This window comes from Alteromonas sp. K632G (assembly GCF_017653625.1).
Classification (GTDB): domain Bacteria; phylum Pseudomonadota; class Gammaproteobacteria; order Enterobacterales; family Alteromonadaceae; genus Alteromonas; species Alteromonas naphthalenivorans.
This window is the reverse complement of sequence record NZ_JAGGDM010000017.1, coordinates 1-19,547: the sequence shown is the minus strand read 5'-3', so window position 1 is coordinate 19,547 and position 19,547 is coordinate 1. Positions and strand designations below refer to the sequence as shown.

Annotated in this window: 14 protein-coding genes and 1 pseudogene; 10 read left to right on the top strand and 5 right to left on the bottom strand. The window is 42.9% G+C overall.

The features are described 5' to 3' along the window. Nucleotides 1-99: 99 nt before the first annotated feature. Nucleotides 100-954, bottom strand: a complete 855-nt coding sequence (locus tag J5X92_RS15840; protein WP_208806088.1) for a LysR family transcriptional regulator — start codon at nucleotides 952-954, stop codon at nucleotides 100-102. Nucleotides 955-1,091: 137 nt separating this feature from the next. Here J5X92_RS15840 and gcvT point away from each other — a divergent pair, with 137 nt between their 5' ends. From gcvT to J5X92_RS15795, 9 genes and pseudogenes are all read left to right on the top strand, one after another. Then, a complete protein-coding gene (gcvT, locus tag J5X92_RS15835; RefSeq protein ID WP_208806087.1) occupies nucleotides 1,092-2,171 on the top strand; it encodes a glycine cleavage system aminomethyltransferase GcvT in 1,080 nt (359 codons plus the stop codon). Between the two features lie 26 nt (nucleotides 2,172-2,197). Further along, a complete protein-coding gene (gene gcvH / locus J5X92_RS15830; protein WP_208806086.1) occupies nucleotides 2,198-2,587 on the top strand; it encodes a glycine cleavage system protein GcvH in 390 nt (129 codons plus the stop codon). Nucleotides 2,588-2,730: 143 nt separating this feature from the next. Further along, nucleotides 2,731-5,628: an aminomethyl-transferring glycine dehydrogenase gene (gene gcvP / locus J5X92_RS15825; RefSeq protein WP_208806121.1), complete on the top strand. Its 2,898-nt coding sequence runs from the start codon at nucleotides 2,731-2,733 to the stop codon at nucleotides 5,626-5,628. A gap of 328 nt (nucleotides 5,629-5,956) precedes the next feature. Continuing rightward, nucleotides 5,957-6,694: a hypothetical protein gene (locus tag J5X92_RS15820; RefSeq protein WP_208806085.1), complete on the top strand. Its 738-nt coding sequence runs from the start codon at nucleotides 5,957-5,959 to the stop codon at nucleotides 6,692-6,694. Nucleotides 6,695-7,021: 327 nt separating this feature from the next. Next, complete coding sequence (locus tag J5X92_RS15815; RefSeq protein WP_208806084.1) at nucleotides 7,022-7,861, top strand: HNH endonuclease; 840 nt, start codon at nucleotides 7,022-7,024, stop codon at nucleotides 7,859-7,861. Nucleotides 7,862-8,470: 609 nt separating this feature from the next. Beyond that, nucleotides 8,471-9,199, top strand: coding sequence for a hypothetical protein (locus J5X92_RS15810; protein ID WP_208806083.1), 729 nt, complete (start codon nucleotides 8,471-8,473; stop codon nucleotides 9,197-9,199). A 337-nt stretch (nucleotides 9,200-9,536) separates the two neighbouring features. Continuing rightward, entirely contained in the window at nucleotides 9,537-11,561 is a 2,025-nt protein-coding gene (locus tag J5X92_RS15805) for an AAA family ATPase (protein ID WP_208806082.1), read from the top strand. Between the two features lie 4 nt (nucleotides 11,562-11,565). Beyond that, nucleotides 11,566-13,608, top strand: coding sequence for a UvrD-helicase domain-containing protein (locus J5X92_RS15800; RefSeq protein ID WP_208806081.1), 2,043 nt, complete (start codon nucleotides 11,566-11,568; stop codon nucleotides 13,606-13,608). A 199-nt stretch (nucleotides 13,609-13,807) separates the two neighbouring features. Further along, nucleotides 13,808-14,389: pseudogene (locus tag J5X92_RS15795) on the top strand (transposase zinc-binding domain-containing protein); the annotation flags it as partial. A gap of 89 nt (nucleotides 14,390-14,478) precedes the next feature. On the opposite strand, the gene J5X92_RS15790 reads toward J5X92_RS15795, so the two are convergent. From J5X92_RS15790 to J5X92_RS15775, 4 genes are all read right to left on the bottom strand, one after another. Then, on the bottom strand, nucleotides 14,479-14,907 hold the full coding sequence (locus J5X92_RS15790; protein WP_208806080.1) for a hypothetical protein: 429 nt from the start codon (nucleotides 14,905-14,907) through the stop codon (nucleotides 14,479-14,481). A 6-nt stretch (nucleotides 14,908-14,913) separates the two neighbouring features. Further along, a complete protein-coding gene (locus tag J5X92_RS15785; RefSeq protein WP_208806079.1) occupies nucleotides 14,914-15,861 on the bottom strand; it encodes a hypothetical protein in 948 nt (315 codons plus the stop codon). Nucleotides 15,862-16,516: 655 nt separating this feature from the next. Continuing rightward, nucleotides 16,517-17,095 (bottom strand): hypothetical protein, encoded by a 579-nt coding sequence (locus J5X92_RS15780; RefSeq protein ID WP_208806078.1) that lies wholly within the window; start codon nucleotides 17,093-17,095, stop codon nucleotides 16,517-16,519. A 189-nt stretch (nucleotides 17,096-17,284) separates the two neighbouring features. Then, on the bottom strand, nucleotides 17,285-17,854 hold the full coding sequence (locus J5X92_RS15775) for a hypothetical protein (RefSeq protein ID WP_208806077.1): 570 nt from the start codon (nucleotides 17,852-17,854) through the stop codon (nucleotides 17,285-17,287). Nucleotides 17,855-18,671: 817 nt separating this feature from the next. Between J5X92_RS15775 and J5X92_RS15770 the strand changes: the two genes are divergently transcribed. Continuing rightward, complete coding sequence (locus tag J5X92_RS15770; protein ID WP_208806076.1) at nucleotides 18,672-19,295, top strand: tyrosine-type recombinase/integrase; 624 nt, start codon at nucleotides 18,672-18,674, stop codon at nucleotides 19,293-19,295. The last annotated feature ends 252 nt before the right edge of the window (nucleotides 19,296-19,547 follow it).

Sequence of the window (19,547 nt, the reverse complement as noted above, 5' to 3'; positions counted from 1 at the left end):
TAGCTATCTCGTAGCTAACGCCTAACAGTGCGTCGGCTTTTAAACGCCAATATCTGCGGTTTTCAAAAGTATGAAAGCCGCGGCGTTTAGCGTTAGCGCTTATGCACTGTCTTTGAGTCGCGAGGTTATAAACTCCGCCAACGTTTTACTAATAACCGGGTGTTGGGTGTCTTGGTTGAATAGGCAAATATTTACTCTGCCTAGTTTAGGGAGTTTGGGGTGGTTAAGGGGTGATAAGTTTTGCGGCAAACTAGAGCGGGCAAGGGCGGTAATGCCTAAGCCTTGTTGAATAGCCGCCACCAAGCCGCCTAAATCGGCGTTGGTATAGGTAATTTTCCACGCAAAGGTTTGCTGTTTTAATTGCTCTATTACCCGGCTTCGGTACATGCAGCCATCAGGGGCAAGCACCAACGGAATACTGTCGCCTACAAATGGGCGGGTGGCATCACCTACCCATACTACTTCATCTTCAAGTACCACTTCCCCTTCGGTATCTTCACTAGGGTTTACCAGCGCTAAAATTAAATCGAAATGATCGCGTTGGCTGGGGTGCAGTAAATCGCGGCTAAGTGATGATGTTACCTCTAGCGACACATCAGGGTAGCGCTTTGAAAATTCACCAATAAGCCCAGGCAGTAAGGTTGATGCAAATTCGTTGGGAATACCCAAACGCAAACGGCCACTTAACGGCGCAGGAATTAGGCTTCTAAATATGTTGTCGTTAAGCTCTAGTAGTTCCTTGGCTTTAGGGTAAAGCCAATTGCCATCGGCGCTAGGTAAGTGCCGTTGACCTACTTTGGTAAACAGCTTTCGCTCTAGCTGGGATTCTAGTTTTTTTATTTGCAAACTAATAGCAGGCTGAGAACGGCCCACAAATTCACCGGCTTTGGCATAGCCGCCAAGCTCTATAACACTCACAAAAGTGCGCAAATTATCTAGCGATAGCTGCTTCATTAAGATTTGAATTCCTGATGTAGTAAATCGTATACATTACCTTTATAAATGTATTGATAAGAATTTTCAATTTGTTGCGCCTTATTTCACTCACTATACTCGGTGGTGTTTTCTACCCTTACCTAAGAGAAAGTGGAATGTCTAACACCACCGCCCTACATGCCAAGCACCTAGAATCTGGTGCCAAAATGGTTGATTTCTTTGGCTGGGATATGCCAATTAACTACGGTTCTCAAATAGAAGAGCATCACGCAGTTCGCCAAGATGCAGGCATGTTCGACGTGTCGCACATGACCATTGTTGATGTAAAAGGCACACAAGCCAAAGCATATCTTCAACACCTTCTTGCCAACGACGTGGCCAAACTTCAAGTAAAAGGCAAAGCGCTATACAGCGGCATGCTTAATGAAGAAGGCGGCGTGGTAGACGATTTAATCGTGTATTACTTCGATGAAACTAACTATCGCCTAGTAGTAAATTCAGCCACACGCGAAAAAGACATGAACTGGCTTAATAGCAACGCCGAAGGTTTCGACGTATCTATTACCGAACGCCCAGAATTCGCCATGATTGCCGTGCAAGGCCCTAACGCCAAAGAAAAAGCCGCAACGCTTTTCAGCGCCGCGCAAAAAGAAGCGGTAGCAGGCATGAAGCCATTTTTCGGTGTACAAGCTGAAGATTTATTTATTGCCACCACGGGTTATACCGGAGAAGCAGGCTACGAAATTATGGTACCAACCGCGCAAGCCGCAGGCTTCTGGCAAGACTTGCTAGACGCAGGCGTTAAGCCTTGCGGTTTAGGTGCACGTGACACCCTTCGTTTAGAAGCAGGCATGAACTTGTACGGTCAAGATATGGATGAAACCGTATCGCCACTAGCCGCTAACATGGGTTGGACCATTACGTGGGAACCAAGCGACCGTAACTTTGTTGGCCGCAGCGCACTAGAAGCACAGCGTGAAGCCGGTACCGACAAGTTAGTTGGCTTGGTTATGACAGATAAAGGCGTGTTGCGCCACGGTCAAAAAATTAAAACCGAAAGCGGCGAAGGCATTATTACCTCGGGCACATTTTCACCTACATTAGGCCACTCTGTTGCGTTAGCACGAGTACCTTCAGATGTTGGCGAAACTGTTGAGGTGGAAATGCGCAAAAAGTGGGTTACAGTAAAAGTGGTTAAGCCCTCCTTTGTTCGCAACGGAAAAAGTGTTTTATAAGTTAACAGAGAATAACAGGAACGATTATGAGCAACATTCCAACAGATTTACGTTACGCATCTACCCATGAATGGGTTCGTCCAGACGGCGACGGTGTTTTCACAGTAGGTATTTCTGAGCACGCTCAAGGCTTGCTTGGCGATATGGTATTTGTAGAACTGCCAGACGTTGGCGATACAGTAAGTACTGGCGACGATATCGCTGTTGCTGAATCGGTAAAAGCGGCTTCAGACGTTTACGCGCCTATTAGCGGCGAAGTCGTTGGCGTTAATGAAGACCTAGAAGATTCACCAGAGCTTGTAAACTCAGACCCTTACGGCGATGGCTGGTTATTCAAAATTAAAGCAGATGATGCCGAAGAAGTTGAAGGCTTGTTAGACGCTGAAGGTTATGAAAACAGCATTGACGAAGAGTAATTCGTTAGTTGCTTCTAAACCGGAGCGTAGTAACCAGTAATAATTAAAAAGGGGCTTCTAATTGGCCCCTTTTTATCTTTACGTTTTTATTTGTGTTTTATCCTGCCTTTCGGGGCAATACATTGCGAGTGCTTAACAACGTTATGTCGAATACTTCCCCTACATTAGCTCAACTAGAGCAAAAAGACGCATTCATTCGCCGCCACGTAGGCCCAGGCGAAGAAGAAATTCAACAAATGCTGTCGGCCATTGACGCAACATCGTTAGACGATTTAATTGCGCAAACCGTACCGGCTGGCATAGCGCTACCCGAGCCGCTAAAAGTAGGCGAAGGGGCAACCGAAGTAGATGCACTAGCCGCATTAAAAGCAGTTGCTGGCAAAAACGTAGTGAACCGGTCTTTCATTGGTATGGGTTATTACGACACCCACGTACCTAACGTTATTTTGCGCAATGTATTGGAAAACCCAGGTTGGTACACCGCCTACACCCCGTATCAGCCAGAAATTGCTCAAGGCCGTTTAGAAGCTATTCTTAACTTCCAACAGTTAACCATCGATTTAACCGGCTTAGAGCTAGCGTCTGCTTCATTACTTGATGAAGGCACCGCCGCCGCTGAAGCCATGTCATTGGCAAAGCGCGTATCAAAAAACAAAAAAGCCAGCAGTTACTTTATTGCTGATGACGTACACCCACAAACTCACGACGTAGTAGCCACACGCGCTGAAATGTTTGGTTTTGGTATTATTACCGGTCCAGCTAGCGAAGCTGCCGATCACGATGTATTTGGTGCGTTACTGCAATACCCAAGTACTACCGGTGAAGTAACCGACATTTCAGACATTATTGCCGCTGTACAGGCCAAAAAAGGCATAGTGGCAGTAGCCGCCGACCTAATGAGCTTGGTGTTATTAAAATCGCCCGGTGAACTAGGCGCAGATGTTGCCTTAGGCAGTGCACAACGCTTTGGTGTACCAATGGGTTACGGCGGCCCACATGCTGCCTTCTTCGCCACACGCGACAGCTACAAGCGTTCATTGCCTGGCCGTATTATTGGCGTAAGTAAAGATACTCGCGGCCGCCCAGCACTACGTATGGCGTTGCAAACTCGCGAGCAACATATTCGCCGCGAAAAAGCCAACTCGAACATTTGTACCGCGCAAGTACTGCTAGCCAACATGGCCAGCTTTTACGCCGTATACCACGGCCCTAAAGGCTTAAAAACCATTGCGCAGCGCATACACCGCTTAACCAATATTTTAGCGGCAGGGCTTACAAACAAGGGTGTAGCCCTTAAGCACAGCACCTACTTCGATACCCTAACTGTATTGGTAGATAACAAAGACGCTGTACTAAACAAAGGCTACGAACACGGCCTAAACCTACGTGCCGATTTAGAAGGCGCAGTAGGGGTTTCACTTGATGAAACCACTACCCGTGACGACATTGCTACCTTGTTTAACGTTATTCTAGGCAGCGACCACGGCCTAAGCGTAGAAGCACTAGATGCCGATGTAACCACGCAGCCAGCTAGCGCTATTCCAGAAAACCTATTGCGCACTAGCGATATTCTTACTCACGAAGTGTTTAACCAGTACCATTCAGAAACTGAGGTGCTGCGTTATATTAAAAGCTTAGAGAATAAAGATTTAGCTTTGAACCACTCAATGATTTCATTGGGTTCGTGCACCATGAAGCTAAACGCTACCGCGGAAATGATACCCGTAACATGGGCAGAGTTTGGCCAAATTCACCCGTTTGCACCACTAAACCAAGCAGAAGGCTATCAAGAAATGATTGCCGAGCTAGCCGAGTGGTTAATTAACGTCACTGGGTACGACAACCTGTCTATGCAACCTAACTCAGGCGCACAGGGTGAATACGCAGGCTTGTTGGCCATTCAGCGTTACCATGAAAGCCGCGGTGAAGGGCACAGAAACGTATGCTTAATACCAAGTTCAGCACACGGTACTAACCCAGCTTCGGCACAAATGGTTAGCCTAAACGTAGTGGTAGTAAAGTGTGACAACAACGGTAACGTAGATTTAGACGACCTTCGCAAGAAAGCCGAAGAAGTGGGCGATAACTTATCGTGCGCTATGATCACTTACCCATCTACCCACGGTGTGTACGAAGAAACTATTCGTGAAATGTGTGAAATTGTGCACCAGTACGGCGGCCAAGTGTATATGGATGGCGCGAACATGAACGCGCAGGTGGGCATTACGTCACCTGGTTATATTGGCTCAGACGTATCGCACTTAAACCTACACAAAACCTTCTGTATTCCACACGGTGGCGGCGGCCCAGGTATGGGGCCAATTGGTGTTAAGTCGCACCTTGCGCCTTTCTTACCAAACCACACGGTAGTGAATATTGAAACAGCAGGTAAAGACTGCGGTGCGGTTTCAGCAGCACCATGGGGCAGTGCGTCTATTCTGCCAATAAGCTACATGTACATTAAGATGATGGGCTCGGCAGGCCTACGTAAGGCAACCGAAGTAGCCATACTTAACGCCAACTACGTAGCCAAGGCATTAGAAGGGCACTACAACGTATTGTACAAAGGCCGAAACGGCCGCGTAGCCCATGAATGTATTATTGACCTGCGCCCCTTAAAAGAAGCCAGCGGTGTAACCGAAGTAGATATAGCAAAACGCTTGAACGACTACGGTTTCCACGCGCCAACCATGAGCTTCCCAGTAGCGGGCACGCTAATGATTGAGCCGACTGAATCGGAAGCGAAGTACGAGCTAGATCGCTTCGTAAACGCCATGATAAGCATTCGCCAAGAAGTGGCGAAAGTAGAAAGCGGCGAGTGGGATGCTACCGACAACCCGTTACATAATGCACCACATACCCTAGCCGATATTTGTGACAGCGACTGGAACCGCAGCTACGACCGCAACCTAGCGGCGTATCCAGTACCAGAAGTACACAGAAACAAATTCTGGCCGTCGGTTAACCGCATTGATGATGTGTTTGGGGACCGTAATTTGATTTGTTCTTGCCCTAGTATAGAGAGTTATATTGACGGGTAGGGGGAATTGACAGCTTTACTGTTATAGCTAGATCTAATTTGGAGCGAGCCATTTGGCTCGCTTTTTTGTGCCAGTATATACCTTTGAAGTGCTAGTGTTTAATCGACTGCTGTGTACGTATTGCAGACCTTCAGGCCTTTGAAAAATAGATACGACTACAAAACTTTAGATTAGCGGTCATTTATTAATTTCTAAGGTTAATCACCTAAATCAATATACAACATCCACCGTCCCTTTTGAGGGCTAGCAAGAATTTTTCATCGGCCAATAAATATGCGTATACTTAAAGCTCAACACGATGAACAGAATAATCAAATAGGCCAGTAAAATGAGAGTGCTCAGCATAACCAAACACCTAAGAGAGCAAAATTGGGTCGCAGTTTTTTTAGATTTTTTAATTGTGGTAGTTGGTGTGTATATGGGTTTGCAAATGCAAGAGTGGTCTTCTAAGCGTGCTCAAAATGCCGAAGCCGCTGCTTATCATGAACGTCTGGCCTATGAATACGCAGCGCTAAGTGACACGCTCAAAAAACACAGCGAGCATTATGAAACTTACCTTCGAAACGGCATTAATTTAACTGCTTTGCTGCTTACAGTGCAGGAGATTGATCAAGGCAGAGCTAACCAACTGATGAATACTAGTTTATTTTCGATTCCACCTTTAAAAGATCCTGCCGTGTTGGATGAAATGATTTCTGCTGGAAAAATGGGATTCATAGCAGACCCAGCGCAGCGCACACAATTGCTAAATGCTCGATATAGCTTACAATTTTTAGGAACATACTATGAGTTTCTGAATGATGGACTTGACCAAATACTACCGATAGTACAACGATGCACCGTTATTGATGAAGTACAGCCTTTAGCAGAAAACGCTAATATACCAGAAGATTTAGTCACCTTTCACTATGATTTTACCTGTATGCAATCTGAACCATTGATGCCAGCCTTAATGTCAGAGTGGCTGCAAAGGCTACATGGAACGCGCAACCTCTATATTGAAGCAAACTTAGAATTTGAAAGGATTGCTAAGAAACTACAAGACTTAGCTAATAAAAGTCGTTAGCGTTCGTATAGAAGTATTTTCTAATTTTAGCGACATTTTGTTAGTGCTAGCGTTCACAAGCCAATCACGAAATTGTTCGTTCTTTCCTTTCGTTGATGATTTTGAATTGTGGCCTTGTGACATGAAACTGAAGTAGCAAAACAAAAGCTCTGACGCCTGCTCCTTGACTCAAGGTGATTCTGACACCGTTAGGCTGCTCCGTACGTATGGCAGACAGTCGGAAATGTTTTCCTATGAAAACACAGATTATGGTTTTTCAGGGGAAACGGGTGTTACTATGAATACTCAGTGATAAGCTGTTATGTAGCTAAGAAGGGAGTCCACCAAATGAACGTTGTCGCTGACCTTAAGCAGATAAAAAACAACATCGCCGAGCTGGAGCGAGGAAGGAGATCACGCGGCAAGGAGCAAGAGGAATACCAGGCACTGGTTAAGCGCGGTACTTGCTTTTTGCCATACGAATCAAAAACTGGGCTGTCATTTGCACCCTCAAGGTTTTTGGGATACATCGGCAACAACTTGGCAACCCATGCAAATAACCCTAACAGAGACGGACGTGTTACTAACGCAGCTATAACTCTGGTGCTTGGAACAAAGCCAAGTACGAACACTGCGCTCGAGCGGGCTTATATTGATTTCTGCGGGTCAATTGGGGTGATTCCATCTAAAACGGGAACGTTTGGGGTTGAAAGAAAATATTGGGTAACCCCAGAGGTTTCAGAGTTGCTTGAGAACAGAGCTGAGAGTGAAATTTCTCAAGACCCCAACATCACAGAGACAGAAAAACTACAGTTGATAAAGGCACGTATCGGCCAAGGTGCGTTTCGAGAGAGCCTGCTCGCTATGTGGGGTGAGTGCTGTGTTACTGGCTGCGACTTCGTCAATATTCTTCGTGCCTCACATGTCAAACCATGGAGAGACTCTACGAACGCCGAGCGCCTCGATAAATTCAACGGTCTTCTTCTTTCACCTAACTTCGACGCACTTTTTGACAAAGGACTGATCTCGTTTGCAGATTGTGGTGATGTGCTGATATCAAAATCATTATCAGCCTCCGTATGCAAAGCGCTTGGCTGTTCCAGTGAAGCTAAGGTGAGCCTAGAAGCACAACATGCAAAGTACATGAAGTGGCATAGAGAAATGGTGTTCGTCGATGGTGCAGCATAACATGGCGCTCAATTCCGCTACCCTTGGGCACTTGAGGCTGCGCTATAAAGCCGCGTAGCGCCAGTTAGCTCTATGTTAAATGTCCGCTTTGTCTTTAGCGGACTAACGCATTATGATTATTTGAAATTCGTTAATCGCTCATTTATACATTAGACAGCTGTTTTCAAGAGTCCAATTGGTCAAAAGCAGATATCTTGGCCCTAGCTCCCCAGGGCTGCTTTGTACGTTAAGCGGACCTTGAGATAAAGAATTTTTCCACCTCAAAGGACAGTAGACTAAACCTATCTACTTATGGACTCTAATGGGTTGTTATGTGGACTCTGTGTTTTCCTTCAATTCATTGAATAATAGTGGTTAAATCTTATATTTCGGGTTTTATTTAGCATACTGTATCTAGATATAGTATCTAAGCTTTGTTAAAAAAGAGCCTAATCAATAGTATTAGGAACTGCAGATGAGTGAGATAACAAGTTTATTCAAAACAATATTGAGTCTACCGACGGAGCATCTTGCGCTATTACTAGTCGGTTTTTCGCTGGTAGTAGTGTTTTGTGCGTTGCGAATAGTGATAAAAGTATTGGAACCAGCCAAAGCTAAGGAGAGTAACTAATGCTTGAATGGACAAAAATGCCCAGTGTTAGGTTTTTAGATGTTGCGGATTCTCCACTGCATAAAATGAAATGGAGTGGAGACGCCAAGTCAGATTACATTGCTGCCCTTATGTTACTTATAGTTTTGTCTCATCATGCTAGCGACAAAGATAGTTTAGCGAATGGGCGGTTGGGTGATACCCAAATGTCTTACGATAAGCTCACAGAATTGTTGGGCATAAGTAGAACGAAGGTCTCTAATGGTATAAGAGTTCTTGAGAGCCTTTCACTCATAAAGGTGAGTACTAATAAGAGACCTAATATATTCACAATAATAGGTCTTGCCGATGGAGTAAGATGGGGTAAGTTGCCAGCAAAAGGGCTATATGACAAAAAACTTTCAAAGGTAAAAGTTTTTGAGTCATTCAAATTAAGAAGCAAAGTTGAATTAAACGCTCTTAAGATTTATTTTGTCGTTGTTGCATTTAGAGATAGTCAGATTGGGTATACTAAGCTCGGGTATGAAAAAATTACCCAATACGCTGCTGTACAACGAAATGATATTAAACCTGCTTTGTCTTTCTTAATCGCAAATGACTTTTTGCAAATCGATACTGAGGCCACCGACTTAAATCAGTTCAGTACTGCAAATGTATATTGGCTTAGACATATCGAGCCCCATAAACACCGAGGAACTATTGGGCGAAAGGATGTAACTCAAAGCGCGGAAGTTGAGCCCTCGTCATAGTTCACCAAAAACATGATTTTTGACATGATATCATAGAGATGTTGGACAATTTATTAGGAAATCCAGAATCCCTGAACAGTGAACTTAGCCGTATTTTTGAATATGGACCTGTTGATGACCGTCAGCGTATTACCGCGAGTTGCATTATGTGCTTTGGGCACTAGGGTATTCCGGAAGTTTACGGCATCTATCTATGAGCGGGAATTTCATTAGATTATTAACCGAGCCCTGTACTCTCATTTGTACGTAGAGCGTACAATCTCATAATTGACTGATGGTCTGGGTGGAACAAATCAGCAGTCGATACAAAGCAGACCTCTAATTAAGGACAATTACTGTGTACCTATCCGAGCTTAATATTAGTAATTTTAGATCATTTGGCCCTGACGGCATTACAGTTAAATTTCGCGAAGGATTAACAGCGCTTGTGGGGGAAAATGACTCTGGTAAGACAGCAGCAATTGATGCTCTGAGATTTCTCCTCGGAACAACAGATCAAGAATGGCTTCGGTTTAGCGATGATGATTTCCACAAGACAAGTGAAGGCAACTCTGAATCAAGTGAGATTAAAATATCTGGCACATTTAAAAAATTAACGCACGGCGATAAGTTAGGATTTGCAGAATACTTAACCTACGGAGTTGGTCAGGGAGATGAACCTATCCTTCACCTTACGCTTACAGCAAAGCGCATGGGAACTAGGGCAGGAAGGCCATATATCGCCACAGACCTTCGATCTGGTAAACATGGAGAAGGTCCAAATCTGGATAACAACTGCCGTTTATTACTCGCGGCTACATATCTAAGGCCACTTCGTGATGCTGAGCGAGAGCTTTCTTCTGGGCGTAACTCAAGGCTTTCGATGGTTTTAAATTCACTTGATGGCGTAGATGTAGGCGAGCTGTTCGATGCGGAAAGCGCTGATCTATCTTTGTTTAGTCCCGATGAAATTAAAAAGCTGGGTTTGCTAGGACTAGGTGATTTATTCAATAAACTTATAGTAAGTCATCCTCATATAGAGAATGGGAATTCAAAAGTTAACAATCACTTAGAAGAATTGCAACTTCATGGGGATTCACTAAAAAGTTCGATATCTGTTAGTCAGAGTGGCTCTGATTCACAGAGGCTGAGACAACTTTTAGAAAAGCTAACTCTTAATGTGGACAATACATCTGGGCGGCTGGGACTTGGATCAAATAATATCCTTTTTATTGCATGTGAATTAATACTTTTAGCCGATGACCAAGATAACTTTCCATTATTGTTAATAGAAGAACCCGAAGCACATGTGCATGCACAGCGCCAACTTAGGCTAATACAATATCTTCAGAAAATAGTTAATTTAAAAGAAGATAAAGAAAACAAACCACAAGTAATAATCACTACGCATAGCCCAAATCTAGCATCTGAGGTTGCTCTCAACAATTTAATTATTATTCGAGCTGGCAAGGCTTTTTCTACCGCTGATGGTGAAACTAAGCTTGATTCAGATGATTATAAATTCCTCTCACGTTTTCTAGACGTAACAAAAGCGAATCTATTTTTCGCTCGTGGTGTCATGATTGTAGAGGGCGATGCTGAAAATATTTTGATGCCGACCTTAGCAACGTGCATTGGGAAAGATTTTACTGAACATGGAGTTTCCATGGTTAATGTCGGAGGCGTTGGGCTGCGACGATACGCTAAAATCTTCATGAGAAAAAATGCTGAACAAGATGGAATACAACCTACGCCAGTTGCTTGTGTCACCGACTTGGACGTTATGCCAGATTGTGGCCCCTATATTATTAAAATCATCAAAGACAATAGTGATTGGCCAATATTAGAGAATGGGGATGAGAGAAAGTGGCGTGCTAAGCGAGATTTTCAAGGGACGGGATTAGATGAACATAAGGAAAAGATTAAATCCAAGGCCCATGGGCAGAGTGTTAAGTCATTTGTGGCAGATGAGTGGACGTTAGAGTATGACTTAGCATTTGCAAACGACAACGCTTTGGCTGAAGAGGTCTATATTGCTGCTCAATTAGCGATATGGGATGAGGGTGAAAATCACTCTGGAAAAACAGCTAAGGAAAAATTTGATATGGCTCAAACCAAATACGCTGTCTTAAAGGAAGAAGCTGACAAACTTGCAGCAGACAAGGATTGGGAAAAGAAGGAAGTTTTAGCCAGTAAAGTCTATGCAATGTATGTCACAGGCTCTAAAGCATCAAAGTCCATCGCGGCACAGTATTTGTGTGAAATTATCTTGGATAAGACAAAGCGTGACAAAGATTATGATTTAAGGGCTAGTCTCCCAAGCTACGTTGTTGAAGCAATAGACTACGTTACATCGAATCTTAATACAGCTCCAGGAGGCTAGATTCGTGGAAGTTGGTCTGCAAAAGATTACGGATGATGATATTGCTTGGGTGGTGAGAGTATTGGGCTTGCCTGCTGATGCTTTTTCCCCAGAAAAAGATGGGGGCGCGAGGGAGCGAATACTTAAGTCTATTAGTGAAACTTTGGATGTATCTGCTTGCCCCGGCAGTGGTAAAACAACTTTGCTTGTTGCTAAGCTGGCAATACTCGCACGTAACTGGCCTTATCGACGCCAAGGTATGTGTATTTTATCGCATACGAATGTTGCGAAAGAAGAAATTGAAAAGCACCTAGGAGGAACGGAGGTTGGCAGGTCGCTTCTGTCGTACCCACATTATATTGGAACTATACATGGGTTTGTTAATGAATTTATGGCTCTCCCTTGGCTGAGAGCAAAGGGATTTCCCATAAAAGTTATTGATTCAGAATTCGCATATAGTTGGCGCTGGAATAAATTAAAACCGTGGACTAGAGAAAACGCTGAAAAAGCATTTGTGTCTAAAAGTGTGATAACGGCTACTAATGCTCAACTCTCTATTGGTCAAGTGCCCTGGGGGAAAGGCATATTGGGTGTAGATAAGCAACCATATAAGGACATGTCAGACTCTTGTCGAGAATCTATCCAAAAATTCGGTATTCATACGCATGATGAAATGTTTATGTGGGCAAATGATCTTATGGATTGTTTACCTTCCATAAAACAGCATATCCGAGGTCGCTTCCCCCTTGTATTCTTTGACGAAGTTCAAGATAACAGTGAGGCTCAATCATCTATTCTTCACAGAGCATTCATCGAAGGTGATGGCGCAGTTTGCCGTGTACGATTCGGTGATAGTGACCAAGAAATATTCGATCATGCTGGTAAGGTTAACAGGGCAAATGCTGATAAATTTCCATCAGACGACGTTAAGTATGACCTTCCCAATAGCCATCGCTTTGGTAAATCAATAGCAAATTTAGCTTCTCCTTTATCGGTAGCAAAAATGAGTTTGGTAGGCCAAGGGCCTAAGGTCGGTTCATCAAAAGACACAGCTCACGCTATATTTTTAATTGACGAAGGTAGCACTGGGGCTGTTTTAAAAGCCTATGGGCAGTATCTGCTCTCAGTATTTGATGAAGAACAAGAATTGTTGGATCGATTTACTTTTGTCGCAGTTGGAGCCGTACACCGAGATAAAGATGGGGCTGAAAAAAATAAGCCCCACAATTTATCTCATTACTGCATTGGATACGATCCAGATATCGCTAGTAAAGACCCACGGCCTAAAACTTTTTTGCAATATGTCAAAGCTGGTCATAGGCTGGGACAGAAATTTTCCACCGAAGGGACTGGAGGTGAATCATTCACTACAGTTGAACGTATTACTTTGGGAATCATGAACTTCGCTAAAGAAGTATCCACTCAATTCGATCCTAAACCAAGGAACAGAAATCATAGATTCATTTTGGAGTTGCTAAGGAATGACAAAGCGAGTTGTGATAAATACCTTAAGCTTATTGGCTATCTCGCTATTGACCGAAATTTTCCTTCGGAAGCTGATTGGAGTGCCACATGGAAGGATATTGTAATCGACGTCGTAGCTTCGCTATCCGGAGTAGCTCCAAATCGCGACCACCCTTTCCTAGATTATCAACTATTTGAAGGCTTTTGTTCAAATCATATTGGTACTCAGAACAATACATATACTGTAGGGGATGACGAACGGAAAGTGAATATTAAGTTAGGATCAATTCATTCCGTAAAAGGCGAAACGCATACCGCAACTTTAGTGATGGATACATTCAATAAAACGCATCATTTAAAAAAGATTTTTCCGTGGATAAAAGGCAAACCCAAAAAAACAATTCCTGATTCTGATGTAAAGCGATTAAAGCTTCATTACGTAGCTATGACACGGCCCTCACATCTAATTTGCTTGGCAATGAAAAAGAGCCATATCGAAAATGAAAATGGAGAAATAAAACAAAAGGAAGTCGACATGTTGAAGAAGCATGGATGGAGTAAAGTGGCTGTTGTTGATAACACAGGTAAGTGTAATTGGTTGTGATGTACCTAGTGTCCGCTCTTTGTCTATTGATGCCCGTCAAGGCAAGCTGTAGGTCAGCTCCGTACGTATTGCAGACATTGAGGCGTTGAGATTCTAGCTGATTTTCTTGACGGGCAAGTTAACGCCCAAACAGGACGGTCAGCCAGTCGTAAATTAGCTAGCTGTTAGTCACACTAGCCTACAAAGAATTCAAGGAAGAATGCATGTGCTGGCAACGCAACAAAGTGAAGCATACAAACGGCATCGCCCGGAAACAACGCTACTCTATCAATTGGTTGAACGTTACTACCCAGGTTTTACCGCAAACTTAGCCGACCAAGGCAAGTATTTACCCAAGTATGTTGAGCGTGAGTTTGATGATTTCTTGCGTTGTGGTCGGCTAGAGCACGGCTTTTTACGCGTGGTGTGCGGTGACTGCAAACATGAGAAGTTGGTTGCATTTAGCTGTAAGCGACGTGGATTTTGCCCTAGCTGTGGCGCTAGGAGAATGGCAGAAAGTGCAGCCTTGTTGGTTGATGACGTATTACAAGGCTATCCAGTTCGCCAGTGGGTATTGAGTTTGCCCATCCCCCTTCGATTACTACTAGCAAGATACCCAAATGAGCTGAGCAAAGCGATGCAAATCATTCATCGCGCCATTTCCACTCACAGTGTGAACAAAGCAGGCTTTACCAACAAACAGGCAAAAACCGGTGCCGTTACGCTCATTCAGCGATTCGGTAGCGCTCTTAACCTAAATATTCACTTCCACATGCTGTTTCTGGAAGGCGCAATAAGTGAAAATCCATGGGCAAACGCTTAGCTCCTATCACCAGCAACACTAAACTATTTGAGCCAGCCGCCTGCAGCGCAGGTGGCCCCCATCAAGGATTACAATGGCGCTTCTGCTTCGTTTTTGTCGGCAAAGATTTTGCCTAAAAGTGCCAGGGTTGGCGTTTGCAATAAGGCCAGCCACATTTGCGATATCTCAAAGTAGGTTTCAAACGACATGCCTTTAAAGCCAACTAAGCCAATTAACGGCATCACCAGACAAAAGATATAAAAATACACGAACGCCTCGGCTAACCCCGCGGCCATGGAATGCACACGTTCATTACCAGTACCGGTGCGCGCTACCGCCAGCCAGAGGCCAATAATTAACCCCGTTGCCGGCATGATCGACGTGGAATACCACGAACCTGCCGCTTTGGCTAAGTCAGGGTGGCTACCCACCAGGGCAATTAAATAAACAAACAGTATTGCCGCAGCAATCAGCCAAATAAGAGTGATGCGTTTGCGAATTTTGAGTAAGTCTTTCATATTGTCCTACAACTGAATGTTAGTGGTAGCGAGATGATGTTTTGCCGATAAGCCCGAGCGGTGGATTTCTGCCCCTGTTGCAGCGCGCTTGCGGGCCATTTCGTACACTAATACATTAAGGTTAAAGTCATCTGCAATGGGTATCTCCCGGATATCTTCAGGTAGTGTAATGGCACCGTCATTGGCAAGGGCTGCAACGGCGGCCTCGTTTTCGAGCGGTTCGTCAAACACAATCACCTGATTCTTATCGATAACTACAAACACCAGCACGCGATAATAGCCCGGCTCAGCACCCACCAGCACTCGTACAAGCTGAGCAAGACTAAAGCTGTCTAACGACGCGCTGATATTATTAATATCCCAGCGTTCCGGCATCGGGAAGGGTTTGCCCTGCTCATCAACCCGCTCCAGCTGTGTTGCCATGGCAATACCCATTGGCAGGTTGTAATACTTAAATTCTGCGTAGCCCGCCTGCCCTAAAACAGATTCCAGCGAGTCAGTCATTTCACCAATTGACGTTTTGCTTATATTGGCCAATTCGTTATCACGCAGGATCAGATAACTACTCGGTTTCGGGATTGGCCAGGGAAAAGCCGGTAAATCGGCGATGCACTCAAAGGTGACCGGATTAGTTAAACACGGCGGCGGACTGCCAGGCCCCGGAGATGTGGTCGGTGGCGGAGGCGGAGGAGGCGGAGGAGACGGCGGATAGCCATTTTCATTGTTGTACTCTTCGGCATAGAGCGTGCAACCATCGGCATCCACGCTGCTGTCCAGGGGTGTGTTTGGGCACATATCTGCACTATCCACAACGCCATCAGAGTCACTGTCAAACTCTCCAGACTGTTTAACTGGTTCCGGCGCTGGTGCAGGCGGTTCTTCAGTTTTAGGGGCGTTACACGCACTCAGCAGAAGCAGCGCGACAAAACAAATCATTAATCTAAAGCGGCTCATTGTCTGTCCTTAACAAGCAGATGAAAGCGCTACTTAGGCCTACTACTCCATCAGTAACTTTAACTCAAATTTTGGATATTTTTTAAACAATAAACTACATACTTAATCTATTCAACTGGTGCTCATTTGCGGGATTTACAACAGTGGGGGGAATTTACTGAATTGTGTTGCGCTGTGAAACCATTAAGCAAGCAAACGCCAGTAATAGCATTTAAGTCAGTTTTCTTTGACTACCGTCAGAATTAGAAAATAGCAGCGTTTAATATCTGCTCCTTGTCTAAATAAATACCTGACGCTGTGGGGCTGAAAAGTACGTGAAACGGTCATAGCCTACCAAAATTCAAACATGATTTTAGATTCATTTTTTCAATAGCAATTGATGCCTTGACTGGCTCCTATGGGGGCAAAAGCTGACATACGATTTTCACTAATTTGCTGTTTTAGAATCTCTAAATTCAGACCGGTGGCACTGCACGGCGGGATATCAAGGCACGAAGTGATGAATCTTTGCAGTATGACTAGAGATCAGTCGTACCTGTTATTTAAAAACTTCTCGCCGTATTGCCCATTTTTCATTTGATTGGTTTTACTACACCAACACAGTTTACGATATTTACTCCTTACATTATCAATGTATTTAGAATTCGTAAATCTTCTACAATTGGGGTAAGTATTCCATGAAAAACTGATTAATTGAATTTATGAGACCCCAATTGAACAAAAAGTTTAATACCATTAACGACGGTAAAAGTACGGCAAAAAATATTCTTGTTTTAAATATCACCAATATAAAAATAGAGGCTGCAAAACCGTACGCGTAATACTCATCTATACGCGAGAACGCAAAAATGAAACACAAGTAATTGATATAGGCCAAAGTTGCCTGTACTACATATTTTCTGCCTCTTTCAGGATCTAAAAACCAATCTGAAATGTACAGAATTAGCCCCATAAGCCCTAAAGCAAAAATGAGTAAGAGAGCAAAAGATGCATAGGTATAATAATTCGCGTAAGAGGCCGTGAATTCAAATGACATAAAAAAAGACATAAAAAAAGCATTCAGTGTTTGTATTACGCCTGCAACAAACCAACCAACAATAACCAACACGATCACAAATGAGATCAATTTTGAGGAGCCGGAATTATCAAGTCTTTGCTGCTCTGCGGCTCGTATTTCACGGCCACCATGATGATTTAACCACACATATTCATTATTTTCATTTTCAGTTGGCATAGCATTATTCCATATATAGTTTTTTAAGTTATGATTGACAATATATCATATTGACTACTTGAAAATTTGAATGTTAACTGTACGTAATCCAGCTCAAGTGGTAATGAAATCCTACCAAAAAAGTAGCATTTTTATTTCCTGAGTTGGCCGTACATAATATTTATATGAGTTTTTCACCACGCCAAACTACTAAAAAATAATTGTAAAAATGCTCCCAATACAAATTAGAAGGAGCCAGAGATAACAAAACCCAATAAGCAACAAATATAGTGGGTCGCCGAGCAGAGCAAGGCTGTTTATTGCCGTCAAGATATCAGAAGTTGCATCCGTTTTTATATTTTTGACGTTCATGATTTTTTTCATGTCTAAAAACAATTTGGCTCGTTCGATGAGCTCTGTTGTTTTGATTTTAGTTTTTCCTTTTCCCATTGAGCTTTTAATATCATCAAAAGATTTTTGAAACTTTTCTTTGATACTTTCTTGATTAGATATAAGACGAATAAGCTCTCCCCTCCCACTATCCAGTTTTTTAACATGTAACAATTTTTGAGCTAGTCTTAAAATAATAAAAATGGGAATACAGCTCACTAACAGAAAAGGTATGGCTAAATAAAGTGTAGAGGCAAAAAATAACGAAACAAGAAGCAGTGCGACCGAAACATACACAAATAGCGATAGATGTTTACTGACACCAGTAACTTTAAAAACGGTGTTATCTATCAAGGTATTGAGTTGGCTTACCAACTTGGATTCTGACATTAAAAAGATCCCTTTTATTGATTATGTCTCTATACACGCAAACTTCGATTAAGTATGCGATCACCATATAACATCAGTATAAATAAAAATTAAAACATAGCACTGTTGCAGTATGATGTATGGATTAGATGCCTTCCGTTGTGGAACGAAATTATAATAGCTGATGGCAAAATTGTAGCCTGACAATAAAGTTTGATACGTTACAAAAAAGTATAATACTATTTTTGATGATTGACTCAGGGCGTGAGGCCGACATATTGGAAACTGTCTGATAGTCAGTATATAGGTCATTTTTCGCCCCCAAAAATACAAATCACTTTATTCAATCGTGCGAGCACAAGAAGAATAAACGCTGTGTACTACCACCCCTTGGTTACAACTCCCTTTTAGACTAGCTCAGTTTGTTAAAATGTTAAAATGTTAAATTGTGTGAATTTTTTAATGATTTAGTTTGCAATGTCATGCGACGATAGGCGTTTGGTGCAGTATTAGAAAATTAGCGCTCGAATTTTCCAATTATTTAATAGTATGTTTTTTTGACTATTTCAGTAAAGTTGGTCTATACCCCAAAGTCAAACCAACGTTGAATAGTAAAGTCGTTTGCGTATTATTCATCCGATGGCACACGCATAGATTGCAACACCGTTGTTTGCGCAGATGTTGGGTACTTTTTATCTAAATGTGCGAATATTCTTGTTACAATTAGCATTCTAAATTTGAACTATTTCAATGTCCGCTATGGGCGTAAGCTAGGCTTAATCTACCAAACTAATAATTAGGTACCATACTTATACCTCCGTTAAATAGGAGAATTACCATGTATGCATTAACCATTTATGTTCCCAAAGAACCCTGGAACAAGAATAAACTTATTGGGCAGAAACTTCCGCTCAAACTTCAACAAATTTGGTCTATTCGAATACGGTTAGAACTATCCAAAAAGATAAGAGATCTAGCACTTTTTAATCTGGCAATAGACAGTAAGTTGCGTGGTTGCGATCTCGTCGCATTACTGGTCAGAGATGTTTGTCATGGCAATATTGTCCAATCTCGGGCAATTGTTATTCAGAAGAAAACACAGCAACCTGTTCAGTTTGAGATAACTGAAAATACCAGAAAATCTATTTCAGTATTGATTGCCACACAAAACCTAAGTCCAAACGATTACTTGTTCAAATCGAGATCCAAGCCCTCAGACCATATTTCTACGAGGCAACATGGCAGAATTGTTGATAATTGGGTTGATTCAATCGGTTTGGACAAAACTCAATATGGTACGCATTCGATGCGACGAACAAAGCCATCACTCACTTATAAAAAGACGAAAAACTTAAGAGCTTGTCAGTTATTGCTTGGGCATAGAAAACTTGAAAGTACCGTTAGATATTTGGGTATAGAAGTGGATGATGCGCTTGAGGTATCTGAAAGTATTGATGCGTAGCTAGATTGCCAAAGGATACACAACCCTTTGGCAAGTTCTCTCATAAACAGGGGGGCGGGTTTGATGGTTTGATGAGTCTTGATTTCGTTCGTACCTTTTTAATGCTTCAATTTTTCGCCTAATATAGACAAATACGAACAGGAAGGAGCTTCGATAATATGCGAAATGTTAATAGCCCCCTGTGTCAGGATAGTTGTCGCCTCAGTTTTTCATAGTATTAGACAGGGTGCGGAAGTTAGGCATGAGTGAGAC